Below are 14,610 nucleotides of genomic sequence, written 5' to 3' on the forward strand. Positions count from 1 at the left end.
CTCCCCCTCCAGGGGAAGGTAAGAACCCTACTCCGCGGCCAGGGACTTCTCGCGCAGGGGCAGGCCGAGGCGGTCCCAGACTTGGAGCAGCGCTTCGGCGAGCTGATCGATCAGGCCGTCGTCGTGATAGGGCGAGGGCGTGATGCGCAGGCGCTCGGTGCCCTTGGCAACGGTCGGATAGTTGATCGGCTGGATGTAGATACCGTGCTGCTCGAGCAGGAGGTCGGAGGCCCGCTTGCACTTCTCGGGATCGCCGACGAACAGCGGTACGATGTGGGTGTCGCTCGACATCACCGGCAGGCCGGCGGCATTGAGGATTGCCTTGACGCGGGCGGCGCGGTCCTGATGGCGCTCGCGCTCCCAGCTCGAGGTCTTCAGGTGCCTGATCGCAGCGGTCGCGGCCGAGCAGACCGCCGGAGGCAGCGCGGTGGTGAAGATGAAGCCCGGGGCGTAGGAGCGTACGGCATCGATGATCTGGCCATTGGCGGCGATGTAGCCGCCGAGACAGCCGAACGCCTTTGCCAGCGTGCCCTCGAGAATGTCGATGCGATGCATGACGCCATCACGCTCGGCGATGCCGCCGCCGCGCGGGCCGTACATGCCGACGGCGTGGACTTCGTCGACATAGGTCATCGCGCCATACTGCTCGGCGAGATCGCAGATCCTGGCGAGCGGCGCGACATCGCCGTCCATGGAATAGAGGCTCTCGCAGACGATCAGCTTCGGCCGGTTCGGGCCGGCCGCTTTCAACAGCTCCTCGAGATGGGCGAGATCGTTGTGGCGGAACACGACCCGCTCGCAGCCGGACTGGCGGATGCCCTCGATCATCGAATTGTGGTTGAGCTCGTCCGACAGGATCAGACAGTTCGGGATGAGCTTTGCGATGGTCGGGATGCCGGTCTGGTTCGAGACATAGCCCGAGGTGAACAGCAGCGCGGCTTCCTTGCCGTGGAGATCGGCGAGCTCGGCTTCGAGCTGGACCAGCGGATGGTGCGTGCCGGCGATATTGCGGGTGCCGCCGGCACCGGTGCCGACGCGGGTCGCGGTCTCGACCATGGCGCCGACCACCTTCGGGTGCTGGCCCATGCCGAGATAATCGTTGGAGCACCAGATCACGACGTCGCGCTTGCCCTGGGGCGAGTGCCAGACCGCGTGCGGGAACCGGCCGGCCGTGCGTTCGAGGTCGGCGAACACGCGATAGCGCCGCTCAGCGTGGAGACGATCGAGGGCGGAGTCGAAGAACTGGTTGTAATCCATCGGCAAAACCTGCAACGGAACCCGGCCATGACGGCCGCCCATTTTTAGAGCTTTTCCAGCTCCGATGTCTATGCGCCAGCACACATTTGAGGCGCGGCGAGCGTGCCAATTGATAACCGCCCGTCCGGCCGCGATTGTTGATTTGGATCAACCGCCTAACGCGGCCCTGCCGGCCGGACCGCAGTTGCCGGGAGGCCGGGGCTGCCATGGACATTTTGTCCATGGCACGCACTGCATCCATGATGGCGGAAGCGGTCGCGCCGGCGCCATGGCGTGGCCGGGACGGCAGGTCGGTCAATCGGACAGCCCATGCGAAAGGAAGCCCCGATGAAGCGTGTCATGATTCTCAATGGTCCCAATCTCAATATGCTCGGCATCCGCGAGCCGCACATCTACGGCACGACGACGCTCGCAGAGATCGACGCGAGCTGCGAGGAGGCCGCCGCAAGGCTCGGGCTCAAGCTCGCCTTCCACCAGTCCAACCACGAGGGCGCGCTCGTCGATCTGATCCAGTCGGCCCGGCAGGACGCCGATGCCATCGTCATCAACCCCGCCGGCTTTTCCTTCACCTCGGTGGCGATCATGGACGCGATCAAGACATTCGAAGGCCCGGTGCTGGAGGTCCACATCTCGAACATCCATGCCCGCGATGAATACCACCGGCACTCCAGGATCTCGTTCGTGGCGACCGGCGTGATCTGCGGGCTGGGACCGTTCGGCTACATCGCGGCGCTGCACGCGATCGCGAATATGAAGTGAGTGGTAGCCGCGGCAGTGGTCTGCTCCCTCGCCCCGCTTGCGGGGAGAGGCGAAGAAAGAGCTCACGTCGTCCGAAACTGCAGCACGCCGTCCTGCATCTCGGCCGCCAGGCGCCCCTCGACGATCATGTAGTTGACATGGGCGACCAGTTCGCCGGCGGCAAAGCCCATCTGGTGCTCGTCCAGCACATGCTTGTTGAACACGACAGGCACCAATGCGCGCGAGGTTTGCGGCACCTCGCGGCAGGCTTCCGCGATCAGGCGGCAGCGCTCCTCGTGGTGGTCGGCGAGCTGCTTGATGCGGGTCTTCAATCCGTAGAACGGCACCCCGTGGCCGGGCAGCACCAGCACGTCGTAGGGAAGCGTCGTGGTGAGGCTGGCGAGCGAGGCCAGATATTCGCCGAGCGAGTTCTGGTCGGGCTCGACCGCCCAGACGCTGACATTCGGCGAGATCTTGCTCAGCACCTGGTCGGCGGAGAGGAACAGCTTGTCGTCGGCGCAATACAGCATCACCTGGTCGAGCGCGTGGCCTCCGCCGGTGATCACCTTGAAGCGGCGCGTGCCGATCACGACGTCGTCGCCATGCGAGATGCGGCGGTAGGACGGCGGCAGCACCGAGACGCGCTTGAGATAGTCCTGGCCGCGGCCGAGCAATTTTTCGGTCAGCGACTCGTCCATGCCGTGGCGGCGGAAGAACAGCCGCTGCGCCTCGCGCCGCTCCTCGGTGCCGCGGTTCTGGTGATAGACTGATTGCAGATATTCGACCTGCGACATCACCAGCGGGCAGCCGAAGCGCTCGACGATCCACCCGGCGAGACCGACATGGTCGGGATGGGAGTGGGTGACGATCAGGCGGGTGATCCTGACGCCCTTCAGCGGTCCGTCGAACAGCCTGGTCCAGGCCTCGATCGTCTCCTCGTTGCCGAATCCGGTATCGACCATGGCATAGCCGTCGCCGTCGGCGAGCAGGTAGATGTTCACGTGGTTGAGGCGGAACGGCAGCTTCAGCCGCGCCCACAACACGCCGGGCCGTACCTCCACGATCTCCTCGTGGCCGGGGTGCTGTTCCCAGGGGTAGCGCAGGGCCTCGGCCGAGGACTGTGCGGTGTCGGTTTTTGAGCTCATGCTACCCGCTTAAACCCAGCGCGAGCGGGGCGCCAGCCGAAAAAGGACGGCCGTGGTCTCCGCATGGCCGGCATACCGGCGGTTTTCCGCGGCCCGGATGGAGCGCAGTCAAAAACGCCGTCATTCCGGGGCGCGCGTGAGCGTGAACTCTGGTGCGCGGTTGCGCACCAGAGAATCCGGGGATTGTCGCGCGAGATTTCCAGGTTCGCCTCTTTGAGGCGGCCCCGGGAATGACAATCAGGCCGCCCGCATGTCGTTGAGGAACGCATCGATTTCCGCGCGCAGCATATCGGCCTCGCGCCGGAGCGCGTCCGAGGCGCTCAGCACTTCGCCTGCCGCCGTGCCGGCTTCCGCGGAAGCGGTGGAGACTCCGACGATGTTGCTGGAGACTTCGCTGGTGCCGCCGGCGGCATGCTGGATGTTGCGGGCGATTTCACGCGTGGCGGCGCCCTGCTCCTCCACCGCGGCTGCGATCGTCGTGGTGACGTCGTTGATCTCGCCGATGATCCGGCCGATGCCCTGGATGGCGCCGACCGCGGAGGTCGTGACCGACTGCATGCTGGCGATCTGGGTGCGGATCTCGTCCGTCGCCTTGGCGGTCTGGCTCGCCAGGCTCTTCACTTCCGAGGCGACCACGGCGAAGCCGCGTCCGGCCTCGCCCGCGCGCGCGGCCTCGATGGTCGCGTTGAGCGCGAGCAGATTGGTCTGCGAGGCGATGGTCTGGATCAGGTCGACGACGACGCTGATGCGGCTCGCGCTGTCTGCGAGGCTCTGCACGGTGGCGTCGGTCGATCCCGCTTCATCGACGGCCTTCCTGGCGATCTCGGCGGAGGTCACGACCTGGCGGCTGATCTCCTGGATCGAGGAGGACAGCTGCTCGGTGCCGGCGGACACGGTCTGCACGTTAACCGAGGTCTCCTCCGCAGCGGAGGCGACCGCGTTCACCAGCGCGTTGGACTGGTCGGCGGTGTTCGACATGCTCTGCGCGGTCGATTGCATCGAATTGGCCGACTGCGCCAGATTGTCGAGCGCGGAGCGCACCGTGCTTTCGAATTCGGCGATCTTCGCTTCGATGCGCGCGGCACGCTCGGCCTTGGCGATGCGGTCCTTGTCCTGCTCGTTCGTCAGCGCGCGGGCCTCGATCATGCTCTCCCGGAACACTTGCAGCGTGTTCGCCATCACCGAGATTTCGTCGTTGTGGTTCTTCGAGCGGTAGATCTCGGTTTCGATGTCGCCGTTCGCGAGCAGCTGCATCGACTGATGCAGAGCGCCGATCCGGCGCAGGATGCTGCGGCCGACATAGAGCCAGACGAACAGCGCCGAGCCGACCAGCATCAACGCGCCCAGCGCCAGCATGACTGACGTGGCGAGCGAAATCTCCTGCCGCGCCTGGAAGGTCGAGGTGTTGGTCTCCTTCTGCACGCCGTCGACGAGCTGCTGCACGCTGATGCCGAGGCCGACATTGAGCTTGCGGGTCTCGTCCAGGATGGTCTGGCCGTAGTCGATGGAGTCGAGCTCCTTCTCGCGCAGATTGAACACGCCGGTCTTGCCGGTGCCGAGCGCGAGCAGCTTTTCCGCCGCCTCGCGCAGCATCTTGTTGCCCTGGTTGTCCGGCAACAGATCAAGGTTGGAGCGCAGGCGTCCCTGAGCCGTCTTGAATTCCTTCTGGATGTCGTCGAGCTTGTCGCTCGTGCTCGCCGACAGCGCCGCGCTCATGTCGGCGGCGGCGAGATTGCCGCTGGCGACGACGTTGCCGAGCTGACCGACGGTCTGCGCGGCGTCGGTGGCATCTGCGGCGGACAGGTCGGCTGAGCCGAGAATGGCGTTGACCCGGGTCTGTGCGTCCAGCATCGCCGGGCTCGCCGCACCGACGAACGCACCCTGCGCGCTGCGAAGCGCATCATATTGCTTCTCATGGAGGGCCGCGATATCGAGCCGTTCGCGGGCGGCCTTCGCCAGGCTCTGAGCCGCCTCGTTGATGCTCTTCATCGTGTCGCTGAGTCCGGAGACGACGCTCTTGTCGCCGCCGAGCTCGATGATCTCGGTGAGCTTCTGCTGCGTTTGCTCCTGCAATTCCCTGAGCTTCTTGGTGCGTTCATTCAGGGCGTCCTCGCTTTGCGCCGCAAGCAGGGCCGGTCCCTGCGCCGCAAGGCTCGCACTCTGTGCCGACAATTGCAGGCTGGCGGCGAGGCGCGGAATGTCCCGCCCGCTCAGTTCGGTCATGCGTCCGCCGAGATTCTGCAGCGCCAGGCCGGCGCCGGTCGCGATCACGAGCCCCATGCCCGCGATCACCGCGAAGGCCGCGAACAGGCTGCCGCGCACGCCCCATTTCGGCATTTTGAAACGAGGACGGAAACGGCCAAGGAATCGGCCAAGGCCCAGACGGATCGCCATCGAAAATTCCCCCAATGTTCTTGCTTCTGTTGTGGCGGCAGTATCGGCGGCACCCGTTAAAAAATCGCAATTGAGGCAACTGCTTGCGCATGTTCCGCAGAGCGAAAAAAAGAAGGGCCGGCAACGAGGCCGGCCCTTCATCGTGATAAGATATTGGTAACCGATCAGTAGCTCGCGACGGCCGGGCTTGCCCAGTTGAAGCGGTAGTTGACGCCCGCCTTGAAGGTGTGGTCGTCGGTGGTGAAGTTGCCGGTGCCCACCAGCGGGCCCGCCGTGAAGTGCGCATCGCCGAAATTGTAGTACTGGTACTCGGCCTTGGCGGACCAGTTCGGGGCGAACATGTATTCCAGGCCGGCGCCGACGGTGTAGCCGTTGCGGTGATCGCCATCGATGATGAACCCGGTCGGCACGCCGCCGACAGTCACCTTCTCGTTGTTGTCCGAATAGGCGTAGCCGCCCTTCACATAGAGCAGGCCGGGACCCCAGGTATAGCCGACGCGGCCGGTGATCGAGCCGAGGCCGCGCTGGTCGTTGGTATAGGCGATGCCGCCCGGGAAGACTGCGCCGACGCTGCCGGACAGCCAGGAATACTGGCCTTCGACGCCGACCACGAAGTACGGGTTGAGCTGCCAGTCCGCGCCGACCTGCACGCCGCCGAGGAAGCGGCCATTGCCGTTGCTGCCGGTGGAGAGACCGTTGAAATTGTTGTCGCTGGAGAACGCGCCGCCGACATGGGCGCCGAGATAGAAGCCCGTCCAATTGTAGATCGGCGCGGCGTAGGCCGGCGCGGGCGACTTGTAGTAGTTGCGGTTGCCGAGGTCGGCGCCGACGGCCGGCGCAGCCGCGCCCACCACGAGCAGCGCCACGGTCGCAAACAGAATCTTCTTCATCGTCTCGAACTCCAACACGTAAGGTCCCCGGCAGGCGCGCTTTCCGCGCCGTCGTTGGTTTTGCAGATAGCTCGCTTTTGATGAAAATGCTGTCACATCCATGGCACAGCGACAGCCAGCTTAACTTATTGGGGTGTAAATGATTTTCGTGCTTAATGGCGGCTTAAGAAGTGGTGAAGGAAGGCTTAACGTCGCGCGTCATGGGTAACTTGCGCGCGCTCCTTGTTAACCAAGACGCCGCCGCACCTCATCGCGCATCTGCGCGCGAAAGGCCGCGCGCTTTGTCGGCCGGTCTTCCTCGCGCACGTCGTGACGATCGAAGATGTCGAACTTCTCGAGGATCGGATACCGCTCGCTCGCCATTGCGAGCACGCGCAGCACCCGGGTCGCCTCCGGCGTCGGGCCGCTGACCTCCCAGCGCCGGATGGTGTCGGCGCCCCCTCTCTCCGGCAATCCGCAAAGCATGGCCATGTCAGCCGCCGTGAGCTTGCGCTCGAGGGCATCGGAGAGGTCGTTGCGAAGCTGCTTCAGTTCGGCGCCGGTCATGCTGTCTTGCGTCCAGGGAAGTCACCGAGCGCAATGCATTAGCGCTGATTCGGGTCCATCCGAAGGCGGCGGGTGCGTGCCCCGCGCTGCGTCTCGAAACCGGCCCCCGGTCGGCGTGTCCAACTTGGTCTCCCCCCGGAGCATTGTCACGAGACAGAGAGCGAGGCGGAAGCCGGTGGCCGCTCAACCTGCGGCACGCACCAGTCCGGAGAGCAGATAGAGTGCGACCAGCAATGTCGCGACCGACAGCATCGTCGTGATCGAGACCGTGGCCGCGACCAGCTTCTCCTCGACCTTGTGCTCATGCGCGAGGACATACACGGTTTTCGCCGTCGGTACGGCTGCGCAGACGACGGCCGCAACCATGTACAGAGGGTTGAGGCCCATGACGACGCAGAGTCCGTAGACGATGAGCGGCATGACCACCAGTTTCACCGCCGCGAGTGCAAACGCCGCCTTCAGGTTGGATCGCAGGCCTTCCACGGACAAGCCAAGCCCGATAGCAAACAGCGCGCACGGCGTGAGCGCGGCAGCGATCATGTTGAGATAGGCCGCGACCGGCGCCGGAATCGGCCATCCTGTCACCGCCCACGCGAGCCCAATGAACGTCGACAGCACCATGGGATTGAGCAGGATCTGCTTTGCCAGCCCCGTGGAGAGCGCGGACGGCCCGCGTGCACCGCGCCTTTCCAGCAGAATTACCGTGATCGGAAACATCACGGCGGCAACGAACACCGTCGCAACAGCTGCGGGCAGGACGGCGGGTTGGCCGTAGATCGCATGCAGGATCGGCAGCGCGACGAAACCGGTGTTGGTCATCGCCGCCGCCATCCCCTGGATGGTGCTGCTGGCAAGGTCGTGTTTGCCACCCGTGCGGAGCGGCAGGAACACCAGCGCGAAGCAGATGAGTGAACCGCCGCCGAACGCGAGCAGAAAGCGCCATTCCAATAGATTGCGCGCCGGCTCCTGGCCGATCGTGACGATCAGCAGCGCCGGCATCGCCACATTGTAGGCAAAGTGGACCAGGGCATCGGCAAGCGAGCGGGAGAGATAGCCAACCTCGCCCGCGAGCCAACCGGTGACGATGATCGCGAATACGGGAAGAACGAGGCTGGCGACCTCCATCCGGCTTCCCCCTTGCTGCCAACGGCCGCAACGAGAGGTTACCCCGGCAATGGAGTGACGTCACTGCCCAACGTTCAGCGAGGAGCAGGCTTGGTGGCGCGTCCCGGACGCGCGAAGCGCGAGCCGGGACCCAGGGGCTGCAAGGCTCGGCGCTGCGATGGGCCCCGGCTCTGCAGCGCACCGCTGGACCGGACGATGCTTCGCATCGCCGGGGAAGCGCTGCGCTGCGTCCGGGGCACGAGAACGGCTTACTCCGCCGAATCGAGACGCCCGAGCTTAAATTCCACGGCCGGTCTGTTGACCGATCACGCACCGCCACGCGGCCAGTCGTTCGGCCGGATGCTGGTTCATCCATTCGGCGAGTTGCGGCGCGCCCATCAGGCAGGACTGCACCGAGACTTGCGCAAAGTCCGAAGTGGTGACGATCTGCTCGTGACAATTGGCTGGAGAGGCGAGGCTGCAAAGCACGGCGATGATTTTGATCACGATACGTTACCCCCGTCGCGGCCGATATATGTGCGACCGATCGCCGGTTTGTCCTGCCCTTCGCTCGCCGGATCTGCCGGCGGGAAGATGCTGTCGTAGATGGCGCGTGCCTCCTGAATGAGACGCGCTCGCTCGCGCTCGGATCTTGAGACAAATCGAATGACTTCGCCCATGCTGACTCCGAATTTCGGCTAGTGAAACGTCATGAGATGACGCTGACCATTCAATGCACATCTATGGTGCCGCTTGCGGCTTTGAAGCGGCGCGGTGGTCACGACCGAATAAAAAGCGCGTGACCTCGCTCCCGGCGCCGGTGTTCTCACGCGCTGGGTTGTGAGGCCGTCCACCACCTCACGTCAGTTGCGCAGCTTCGGCAGCCGAGCGGGCGAATGCCGGTGTCGGCCTGTCCTTGCGCTCGTCAGCGAGGAAAGTCTCACGAAGCAAATGCTGCTGGATCGAATATGTTTCGCCTCTTGCGGCGTGCAAATTCTTGGAACCATCTCGAAAGCCGGCAAATCCGTCCGACCGCCCACTCAGGCTGCAGGCGCCTGCTCCTTGCGACCCGGCACCGCCGCGAGCAGCTCGCGCGTATAGGCATGCTCGGGCGCGCCGAACAGCTGCGCGGTGGGCTTCAACTCGACGATGGCGCCGCGTTGCATCACCGCGATGCGGTCGCAGATCTGGGCGGCGACGCGCAGATCGTGGGTGATGAACAGCATCGACAGCCCGAGCCGCGCCTTGAGGTCTTCGAGCAGCTTCAACACCTGCGCCTGTACCGAGACGTCGAGCGCCGAGACGGCCTCGTCGGCGACGATGATCTCCGGCTCGAGCGCGAGCGCGCGTGCGATGCCGATGCGCTGGCGCTGGCCGCCGGAGAATTCGTGCGGATAACGTTCGAGCGCGCCGGCGTCCAAGCCGACCATCTTGAGGAGATCGCGGGCGCGGTCGAACGCCATCTTCGGATCGGTGCCGGCTGCGATCGGCCCGTCGGCGATGATGTGGCCGATCTTGCGCCGCGGATTGAGCGAGGCGAACGGGTCCTGGAAGATCATCTGGATGCGATGGCGCTCGGCGCGCAGCGCCTTGCCCGACAGCTGGGTGAGATCGGTCTCGCCGATCCGCACCGTGCCGCGATCAGCCTCGATCAGCCGCATCACGAGGCGCGCCACGGAGGACTTGCCGGAGCCGGATTCGCCCACGAGCCCGAGCGTCTCGCCCCTGAGGATGTTGAAATTGACCGCCCGTGCGGCATCGACGCGGCGGTCCTCGCGAAACCAGCCGCCTGATGTGACGTAGGTCTTGTCCAGTCCGATCACCTCGACCGCCCTGGCCTGGTCGTCGAGGGGCTTGCGTGCCGGCGGGTCCATCGAGGGCACGGCGGCGAGCAGCGCCTTGGTGTAATCGTGCTGCGGCTCGCTGAAGACGGTTGCGGCTGGGCCTTCCTCCACGACCTTGCCGTGGCGGAGCACCACGACCTGGTCGGCGATATCGGCGACGACGCCGAAGTCGTGGGTGATGAACATCACCGCCATGTTGCGGTTGCGCTGGAGATTGCGGATCAGCTTGAGAATCTGCGCCTGCGTGGTGACGTCGAGCGCGGTGGTCGGCTCGTCCGCGACCAGCACGGCCGGTTCGAGCGCGAGCGCCATCGCGATCATGGCGCGCTGGCGCTGGCCGCCGGAGAGCTGGTGCGGATAGGCGCGCACGATGCGTTCGGGGTCGGGCAGGCCGACTTCCCGCGCCAAAGCCAGCGCTCTCGCGCGCCGCTCCTTCGGCGTCAGCAGGCCGTGCGCCTCGAACATCTCCGCCATCTGGTCGCCGATCTGCATCAGCGGATTGAGCGCGGTCATCGGCTCCTGGAAGATCATCGCCAGCCGGCGGCCGCGCAGGTCGCGCCAGCCGTCGTCGTCGAGCTTGAGCAGGTCGCGGCCTTCGAACTGGATCTCGCCCGAGGCGACCGAGACCGTATCCGGCAGCAGGCCCATCAGCGCATGCGCGCACATCGACTTGCCGGAGCCGGATTCGCCGACCACGCAGACGATTTTGCCGGGCCGCAGATCCAGCGAGACGCCGTCGACGGCGAACGGACGTTCGGCGCCCTTGGGCAGCGCGATCCTGAGGTTCCTGATGGTGACGGCGGGCGGGGCGGTCATCATCAGCGGCCCTCCCGCGACAGGCGCGGATTGAGGGCGTCGTTGAGGCCTTCTCCGATCAGATTGAGCCCGAGCACCGAGATCAGGATGGCGATGCCGGGGAACACCGTGATCCACCAGGCCTGGCGGATCACGGTGCGGCCGGCGCCGACCATGTAGCCCCAGGAAATCAGATTGGGATCGCCGAGGCCGAGGAAGGACAGCGAGGATTCCAGGAGGATCGCGGTCGCCACCATCAGCGAGGCCAGCACGATCACGGACGACAATGCGTTGGGCAGGATCTCGCGCAGGATGATCCAGCCGTTGCTCTGGCCGGTGACCACGGCGGCCTGGACATATTCGCGCGTGCGCAGCGACAGCACCTCGCCGCGGACGAGGCGGGCCACCGGCGGCCAGCTCACCACCGCGATCGAGGCCACGATCGAATAGATCGAGGGCTGCAGGATCGCGACCAGCACGATCGCCAGCGCGAAGCTCGGAATGGTCTGGAAGAACTCGGTGAAGCGCATCAGCGCATCGTCGACCTTGCCGCCGAAATAGCCGGCCATGGCGCCGATCGGCACGCCGACGATCAGGGCGACCAGGGTTGAGACGAGGCCGACCAGCAGCGACACCCGTGCGCCGAAGATCATGCCGGCGAACACGTCGCGACCGAGCGCGTCGGTCCCGAGCGGCACGGTCGAGAGCGTGAAGGGGGGCAGGAACGGCCGCTGCACCATGCGCCAGGGGGAGTTCGGGAACAGCATCGGTCCGAACACCGCGACCGAGATCGCAAGCAGCAGGATGATGAGCCCGATGACGCCGCTCGGGCTTTTCAGCATCGATTTCCAGAACTGTTTCATGAGGCGAATTCGATGCGTGGGTCGACCAGTCGGTAGACCAGGTCGGTGATGAGGTTGAAGATCAGGACCATGGCGGAGCAGATCACGAAGACGCCGAGCAACAGATTGTAGTCGCGCTGCAGCAGGGCGTCGTACATCAGGCGCCCGATGCCGGGCCAAGCGAACACGGTCTCGGTGATGACGGCGCCGCCGATCAGCGTGCCCGAATGGACGCCGGCGAGCGTCACGACGGGAAGCAGCGCATTGCGCAGCACGTGGCGGCGCTGGATCACGGCATCGGAGAGACCCTTCGCACGCGCCGTCTTGACGAAGTCGAGCCGCTTCACCTCCAGCATCGAGGCGCGCGTCATGCGGGTGTAGGTCGCCATGAAGAACAGGCCGAGCGTCATCGCCGGCATGATCAGGTGTTTGGCGACGTCGAGCGCATGGGCAAGGCCGGTGAGATTGGCACCGACCGTCTCGTAACCGAAGCTCGGCAGCCAGTCGAAGGCGACCGAGAACAGCAGAATGCCCATCAGCGCCACCCAGAAGATCGGCATGGCGTAGAAGATCAGCGCGAACACGGTGATGCCGGTGTCGAGAAAGGTGCCGGCAAAGCGCGCGGCGAAGGTGCCGAACAGGATGCCGAGCGCGAGCGAGATCGCAAATGCGGTCAGCGTCAGCAGCAGCGTCGCGGGCAGCCGTTCGCCGATCAGCTTTGCGACCGGCGCCTGCTGGCGGAAGGAGAAGCCGAGGTCGAGGCCGACGACGCCCTTGACGTAGATGAAGAGCTGCTCCGGGAGCGGCTTGTCGAGGCCGAACTTTTCCCGGAGCTGCTTGACGAAGACCTGATCGCTGGCGCCGGCCTCGCCAGCCATCACCATCGCGGGGTCGCCGGGCGCAAGCCGGATCAGGAAGAAATTGAGGACGACGATCGCGAGCAGGACGATCACGCCCTTCACGACACGCTGAGCGACGAAGGAGAGCATCTAGTGAGTCATATTGGTGATGTGACCTGGAGCCACGGAGGCGGAGTGACTCCCTCGCCCCGCTTGCGGGGAGAGGGTTGGGGTGAGGGGGGCTCTCCGCGAGGGTATCAGCAGTCGGACTCGTCGAGACTCCCCCTCACCCGAATGTGCGCTATGCGCACATTCGACCTCTCCCCGCAGACGGGGAGAGGCGAAGAAGGACGGGCTCACTTGTCGAGCCATGCGTCCTTGAAGCCGTCGTTGACCCCGATCGCCGTGGTGATCAGGTTCTTGACCTTGCAGCGCGTGATGGTCGGGAACTGCAGCTCGAGCATCCAGGCCACCGGCACGTCCTCGACCAGGATCTTCTGCGCCTTCTCGTAGATCTCCTTGCGCTTGGAATCCGGGGTTGCGACCGCGCCGTCGGCGAACAGCTTGTCGATCTCCGGATTGGTGTAGCCCTCGACGTTGTTGAACATCTGGCCCTTGGCGATGTTGCTGGAGATGTAGTTGCGGCCGACCCCGAGCGCTGGATCGCCGTACTGGTAGAGATAGGTGAAGGCGATGTCGTAGTCCCAGTCGGCGATCTTCTGGTTGCCGCCGGCAACGTCGGTGGCGATGGTCTCGATGTTCATGCCGACGTCCTGAAGGTTCTGCTTCACGGCTTCACCCCAGCGCTGCCAGGTCTCGCCATAGGCGAGCGGCAGCAGGCGGATCTTCTCGCCCTTGTAGCCGGCTTCCTTCAGCAGCGCCTTGGCCTTGGCCGGATCGAACGGATATTTCTTCACGTCGTCGGTGTAGTACTTGATGGTCGAGGCGGACGGACCGGTCGCGACCTTGCCGAGCCCGTTCCAGATCACGTCCTTGGCGAAGTCGCGGTCGATCGCATACATGATCGCCTGCCGCACCCGCTTGTCGGCGAGAGGGCCCTGGCGGTTGTTGAGCCACAGCCAGGCCAGCGGCGAGAAGAATTCCCAGCCCGCGCCGGTGACGCAGGTGTCCTTCAGCTTGGAGAGCCGCGGCACGTCGAAATTCTCGACCGAGCCACCGGGCAGCACGTCGACCTTGCCGGTCTCATACGCCACCGAACGCGCCGCGGCGTCGGGAATGATCTGCCAGTAGATCTCGTCGATATAGGGCTTGCCCTTCTCGTAATAGTTGGGGTTCTTGACCAGACGGATGAACGAGCCCTTCTGCCATTCCTTGAACATGAAGGGGCCGGTGCCGACAGGCGCGTTGTTGTAGGGATTGGTCTTCCAGTCGGTGCCTTCGTAGAGATGCTTCGGCACCATCGGCATCGAGCCGACCTCGAAGATGCCGAGGAAGGGGCCGAATGGCTGCTTCAGCGTGAATACGACGGTGTAGTCGTCTGGCGCCTCGATCTTGTCGACCTGCGCCAGGTTGGTGCGGGCACGCGCATGCGTCTTCTTCAGCATCTCGATCGAGAACAGGACGTCGGCGGCGGTGAAGGGCTTGCCGTCATGCCAGGTCACGCCCTTCCTCAGCTTGAAAGTGTAGGTTTTTGCGTCCTCGCTGATGCTCCAGCTCTCGGCAAGCTCCGGCTGCGGCTCGAGCTTCGGGCTGTAGCGCAGCAGGCCTTCGAAGATGTTGCCCGACACCATCTGGGTCGGGCCATTCTGGACCAGCGCAAGCATCAGGCCGGGCGGTTCGGGTTGGATCACGGCATTGATCGTGCCACCCGTTTTCGGCTCTTGCGCCAGTGCCGGGGCCGCGAGGCCGCAAGCCAGGAGAAGACCAAGCAACACTCTTTTCGGCATGTCGTATCTTTCTCAAGCGAGACCAGCCGTAGACGCTTCGCAACGTCCTCGCGTGCAAAGCTACGGTCGGCCCATCCCAGTCCCCATCCGGTATCGAGGCTCACACAGTCTCGTTCGGCGCCGCAAGATGAAAGTCTCGACAGTGTTCGCACAAAAAATGTACAGCGCGTCCTGTTTTGACGTCGGCTCCTCTGCCACGTCAGGCTGGCTCGGGCGACCAGGGGCCTTGAGCAGATGCCGATGGTGATTGCACAAGTGTGCGCCTGCGACCAAAAGCATCAGGCCATCATGCTGTGCCGAGCGCCGGGC

At 64.9% G+C, this 14,610-nt stretch carries 13 protein-coding genes; 1 reads left to right on the forward strand and 12 read right to left on the reverse strand.

Features of this window, described 5'->3' with window-relative positions; translation table 11 throughout:
* Positions 1-27: 27 nt before the first annotated feature.
* Complete coding sequence (gene hemA / locus IC50_RS04130) at positions 28-1,257, reverse strand: 5-aminolevulinate synthase (protein WP_035700778.1); 1,230 nt, start codon at positions 1,255-1,257, stop codon at positions 28-30.
* 327 nt (positions 1,258-1,584) lie between these two features.
* Here hemA and aroQ point away from each other — a divergent pair, with 327 nt between their 5' ends.
* Positions 1,585-2,016 (forward strand): type II 3-dehydroquinate dehydratase, encoded by a 432-nt coding sequence (aroQ, locus tag IC50_RS04135; protein WP_035700781.1) that lies wholly within the window; start codon positions 1,585-1,587, stop codon positions 2,014-2,016.
* A 62-nt stretch (positions 2,017-2,078) separates the two neighbouring features.
* Here the strand turns inward: aroQ and IC50_RS04140 are convergent, their stop codons facing one another.
* From IC50_RS04140 to IC50_RS04185, 11 genes are all read right to left on the reverse strand, one after another.
* The gene (locus IC50_RS04140) at positions 2,079-3,140 is read right to left on the reverse strand and encodes an MBL fold metallo-hydrolase (protein WP_035700783.1); all 1,062 of its coding nucleotides are present in this window, start codon (positions 3,138-3,140) and stop codon (positions 2,079-2,081) included.
* Positions 3,141-3,377: 237 nt separating this feature from the next.
* Entirely contained in the window at positions 3,378-5,534 is a 2,157-nt protein-coding gene (locus IC50_RS04145) for a methyl-accepting chemotaxis protein (RefSeq protein WP_035700786.1), read from the reverse strand.
* 164 nt (positions 5,535-5,698) lie between these two features.
* A complete protein-coding gene (locus IC50_RS04150) occupies positions 5,699-6,424 on the reverse strand; it encodes an outer membrane protein (RefSeq protein WP_035700959.1) in 726 nt (241 codons plus the stop codon).
* A 225-nt stretch (positions 6,425-6,649) separates the two neighbouring features.
* The gene (locus tag IC50_RS04155) at positions 6,650-6,970 is read right to left on the reverse strand and encodes a hypothetical protein (RefSeq protein ID WP_035700788.1); all 321 of its coding nucleotides are present in this window, start codon (positions 6,968-6,970) and stop codon (positions 6,650-6,652) included.
* Between the two features lie 183 nt (positions 6,971-7,153).
* Entirely contained in the window at positions 7,154-8,095 is a 942-nt protein-coding gene (locus IC50_RS04160; RefSeq protein WP_035700790.1) for an AEC family transporter, read from the reverse strand.
* A gap of 276 nt (positions 8,096-8,371) precedes the next feature.
* A complete protein-coding gene (locus tag IC50_RS04165) occupies positions 8,372-8,581 on the reverse strand; it encodes a hypothetical protein (RefSeq protein ID WP_035700793.1) in 210 nt (69 codons plus the stop codon).
* Positions 8,578-8,754 (reverse strand): hypothetical protein, encoded by a 177-nt coding sequence (locus IC50_RS42335; protein ID WP_193374083.1) that lies wholly within the window; start codon positions 8,752-8,754, stop codon positions 8,578-8,580. The genes IC50_RS04165 and IC50_RS42335 overlap by 4 nt, the downstream gene beginning before the upstream one ends.
* A 360-nt stretch (positions 8,755-9,114) precedes the next feature.
* The gene (locus tag IC50_RS04170) at positions 9,115-10,734 is read right to left on the reverse strand and encodes an ABC transporter ATP-binding protein (protein ID WP_035700962.1); all 1,620 of its coding nucleotides are present in this window, start codon (positions 10,732-10,734) and stop codon (positions 9,115-9,117) included.
* 2 nt (positions 10,735-10,736) lie between these two features.
* Positions 10,737-11,576: an ABC transporter permease gene (locus IC50_RS04175; RefSeq protein ID WP_035700796.1), complete on the reverse strand. Its 840-nt coding sequence runs from the start codon at positions 11,574-11,576 to the stop codon at positions 10,737-10,739.
* Entirely contained in the window at positions 11,573-12,544 is a 972-nt protein-coding gene (locus IC50_RS04180) for an ABC transporter permease (protein WP_035700799.1), read from the reverse strand. Before IC50_RS04180 ends, IC50_RS04175 begins: the two co-directional genes overlap by 4 nt.
* Positions 12,545-12,750: 206 nt before the next feature.
* Positions 12,751-14,301 (reverse strand): ABC transporter substrate-binding protein, encoded by a 1,551-nt coding sequence (locus IC50_RS04185; RefSeq protein WP_035700802.1) that lies wholly within the window; start codon positions 14,299-14,301, stop codon positions 12,751-12,753.
* Positions 14,302-14,610: the final 309 nt, after the last annotated feature.

It is taken from the genome of Bradyrhizobium genomosp. I (2014), from assembly GCF_000261685.1.
Lineage (GTDB): Bacteria > Pseudomonadota > Alphaproteobacteria > Rhizobiales > Xanthobacteraceae > Bradyrhizobium.

What these genes read in the sequence shown, in the direction of transcription:
- hemA (WP_035700778.1), bottom strand. Translation starts at nt 1,257, where the DNA reads ATGGATTACAACCAGTTCTTCGACTCCGCCCTCGATCGTCTCCACGCT.
- aroQ (WP_035700781.1), top strand. Translation starts at nt 1,585, where the DNA reads ATGAAGCGTGTCATGATTCTCAATGGTCCCAATCTCAATATGCTCGGC.
- IC50_RS04140 (WP_035700783.1), bottom strand. Translation starts at nt 3,140, where the DNA reads ATGAGCTCAAAAACCGACACCGCACAGTCCTCGGCCGAGGCCCTGCGC.
- IC50_RS04145 (WP_035700786.1), bottom strand. Translation starts at nt 5,534, where the DNA reads ATGGCGATCCGTCTGGGCCTTGGCCGATTCCTTGGCCGTTTCCGTCCT.
- IC50_RS04150 (WP_035700959.1), bottom strand. Translation starts at nt 6,424, where the DNA reads ATGAAGAAGATTCTGTTTGCGACCGTGGCGCTGCTCGTGGTGGGCGCG.
- IC50_RS04155 (WP_035700788.1), bottom strand. Translation starts at nt 6,970, where the DNA reads ATGACCGGCGCCGAACTGAAGCAGCTTCGCAACGACCTCTCCGATGCC.
- IC50_RS04160 (WP_035700790.1), bottom strand. Translation starts at nt 8,095, where the DNA reads ATGGAGGTCGCCAGCCTCGTTCTTCCCGTATTCGCGATCATCGTCACC.
- IC50_RS42335 (WP_193374083.1), bottom strand. Translation starts at nt 8,754, where the DNA reads ATGGGCGAAGTCATTCGATTTGTCTCAAGATCCGAGCGCGAGCGAGCG.
- IC50_RS04170 (WP_035700962.1), bottom strand. Translation starts at nt 10,734, where the DNA reads ATGACCGCCCCGCCCGCCGTCACCATCAGGAACCTCAGGATCGCGCTG.
- IC50_RS04175 (WP_035700796.1), bottom strand. Translation starts at nt 11,576, where the DNA reads ATGAAACAGTTCTGGAAATCGATGCTGAAAAGCCCGAGCGGCGTCATC.
- IC50_RS04180 (WP_035700799.1), bottom strand. Translation starts at nt 12,544, where the DNA reads ATGCTCTCCTTCGTCGCTCAGCGTGTCGTGAAGGGCGTGATCGTCCTG.
- IC50_RS04185 (WP_035700802.1), bottom strand. Translation starts at nt 14,301, where the DNA reads ATGCCGAAAAGAGTGTTGCTTGGTCTTCTCCTGGCTTGCGGCCTCGCG.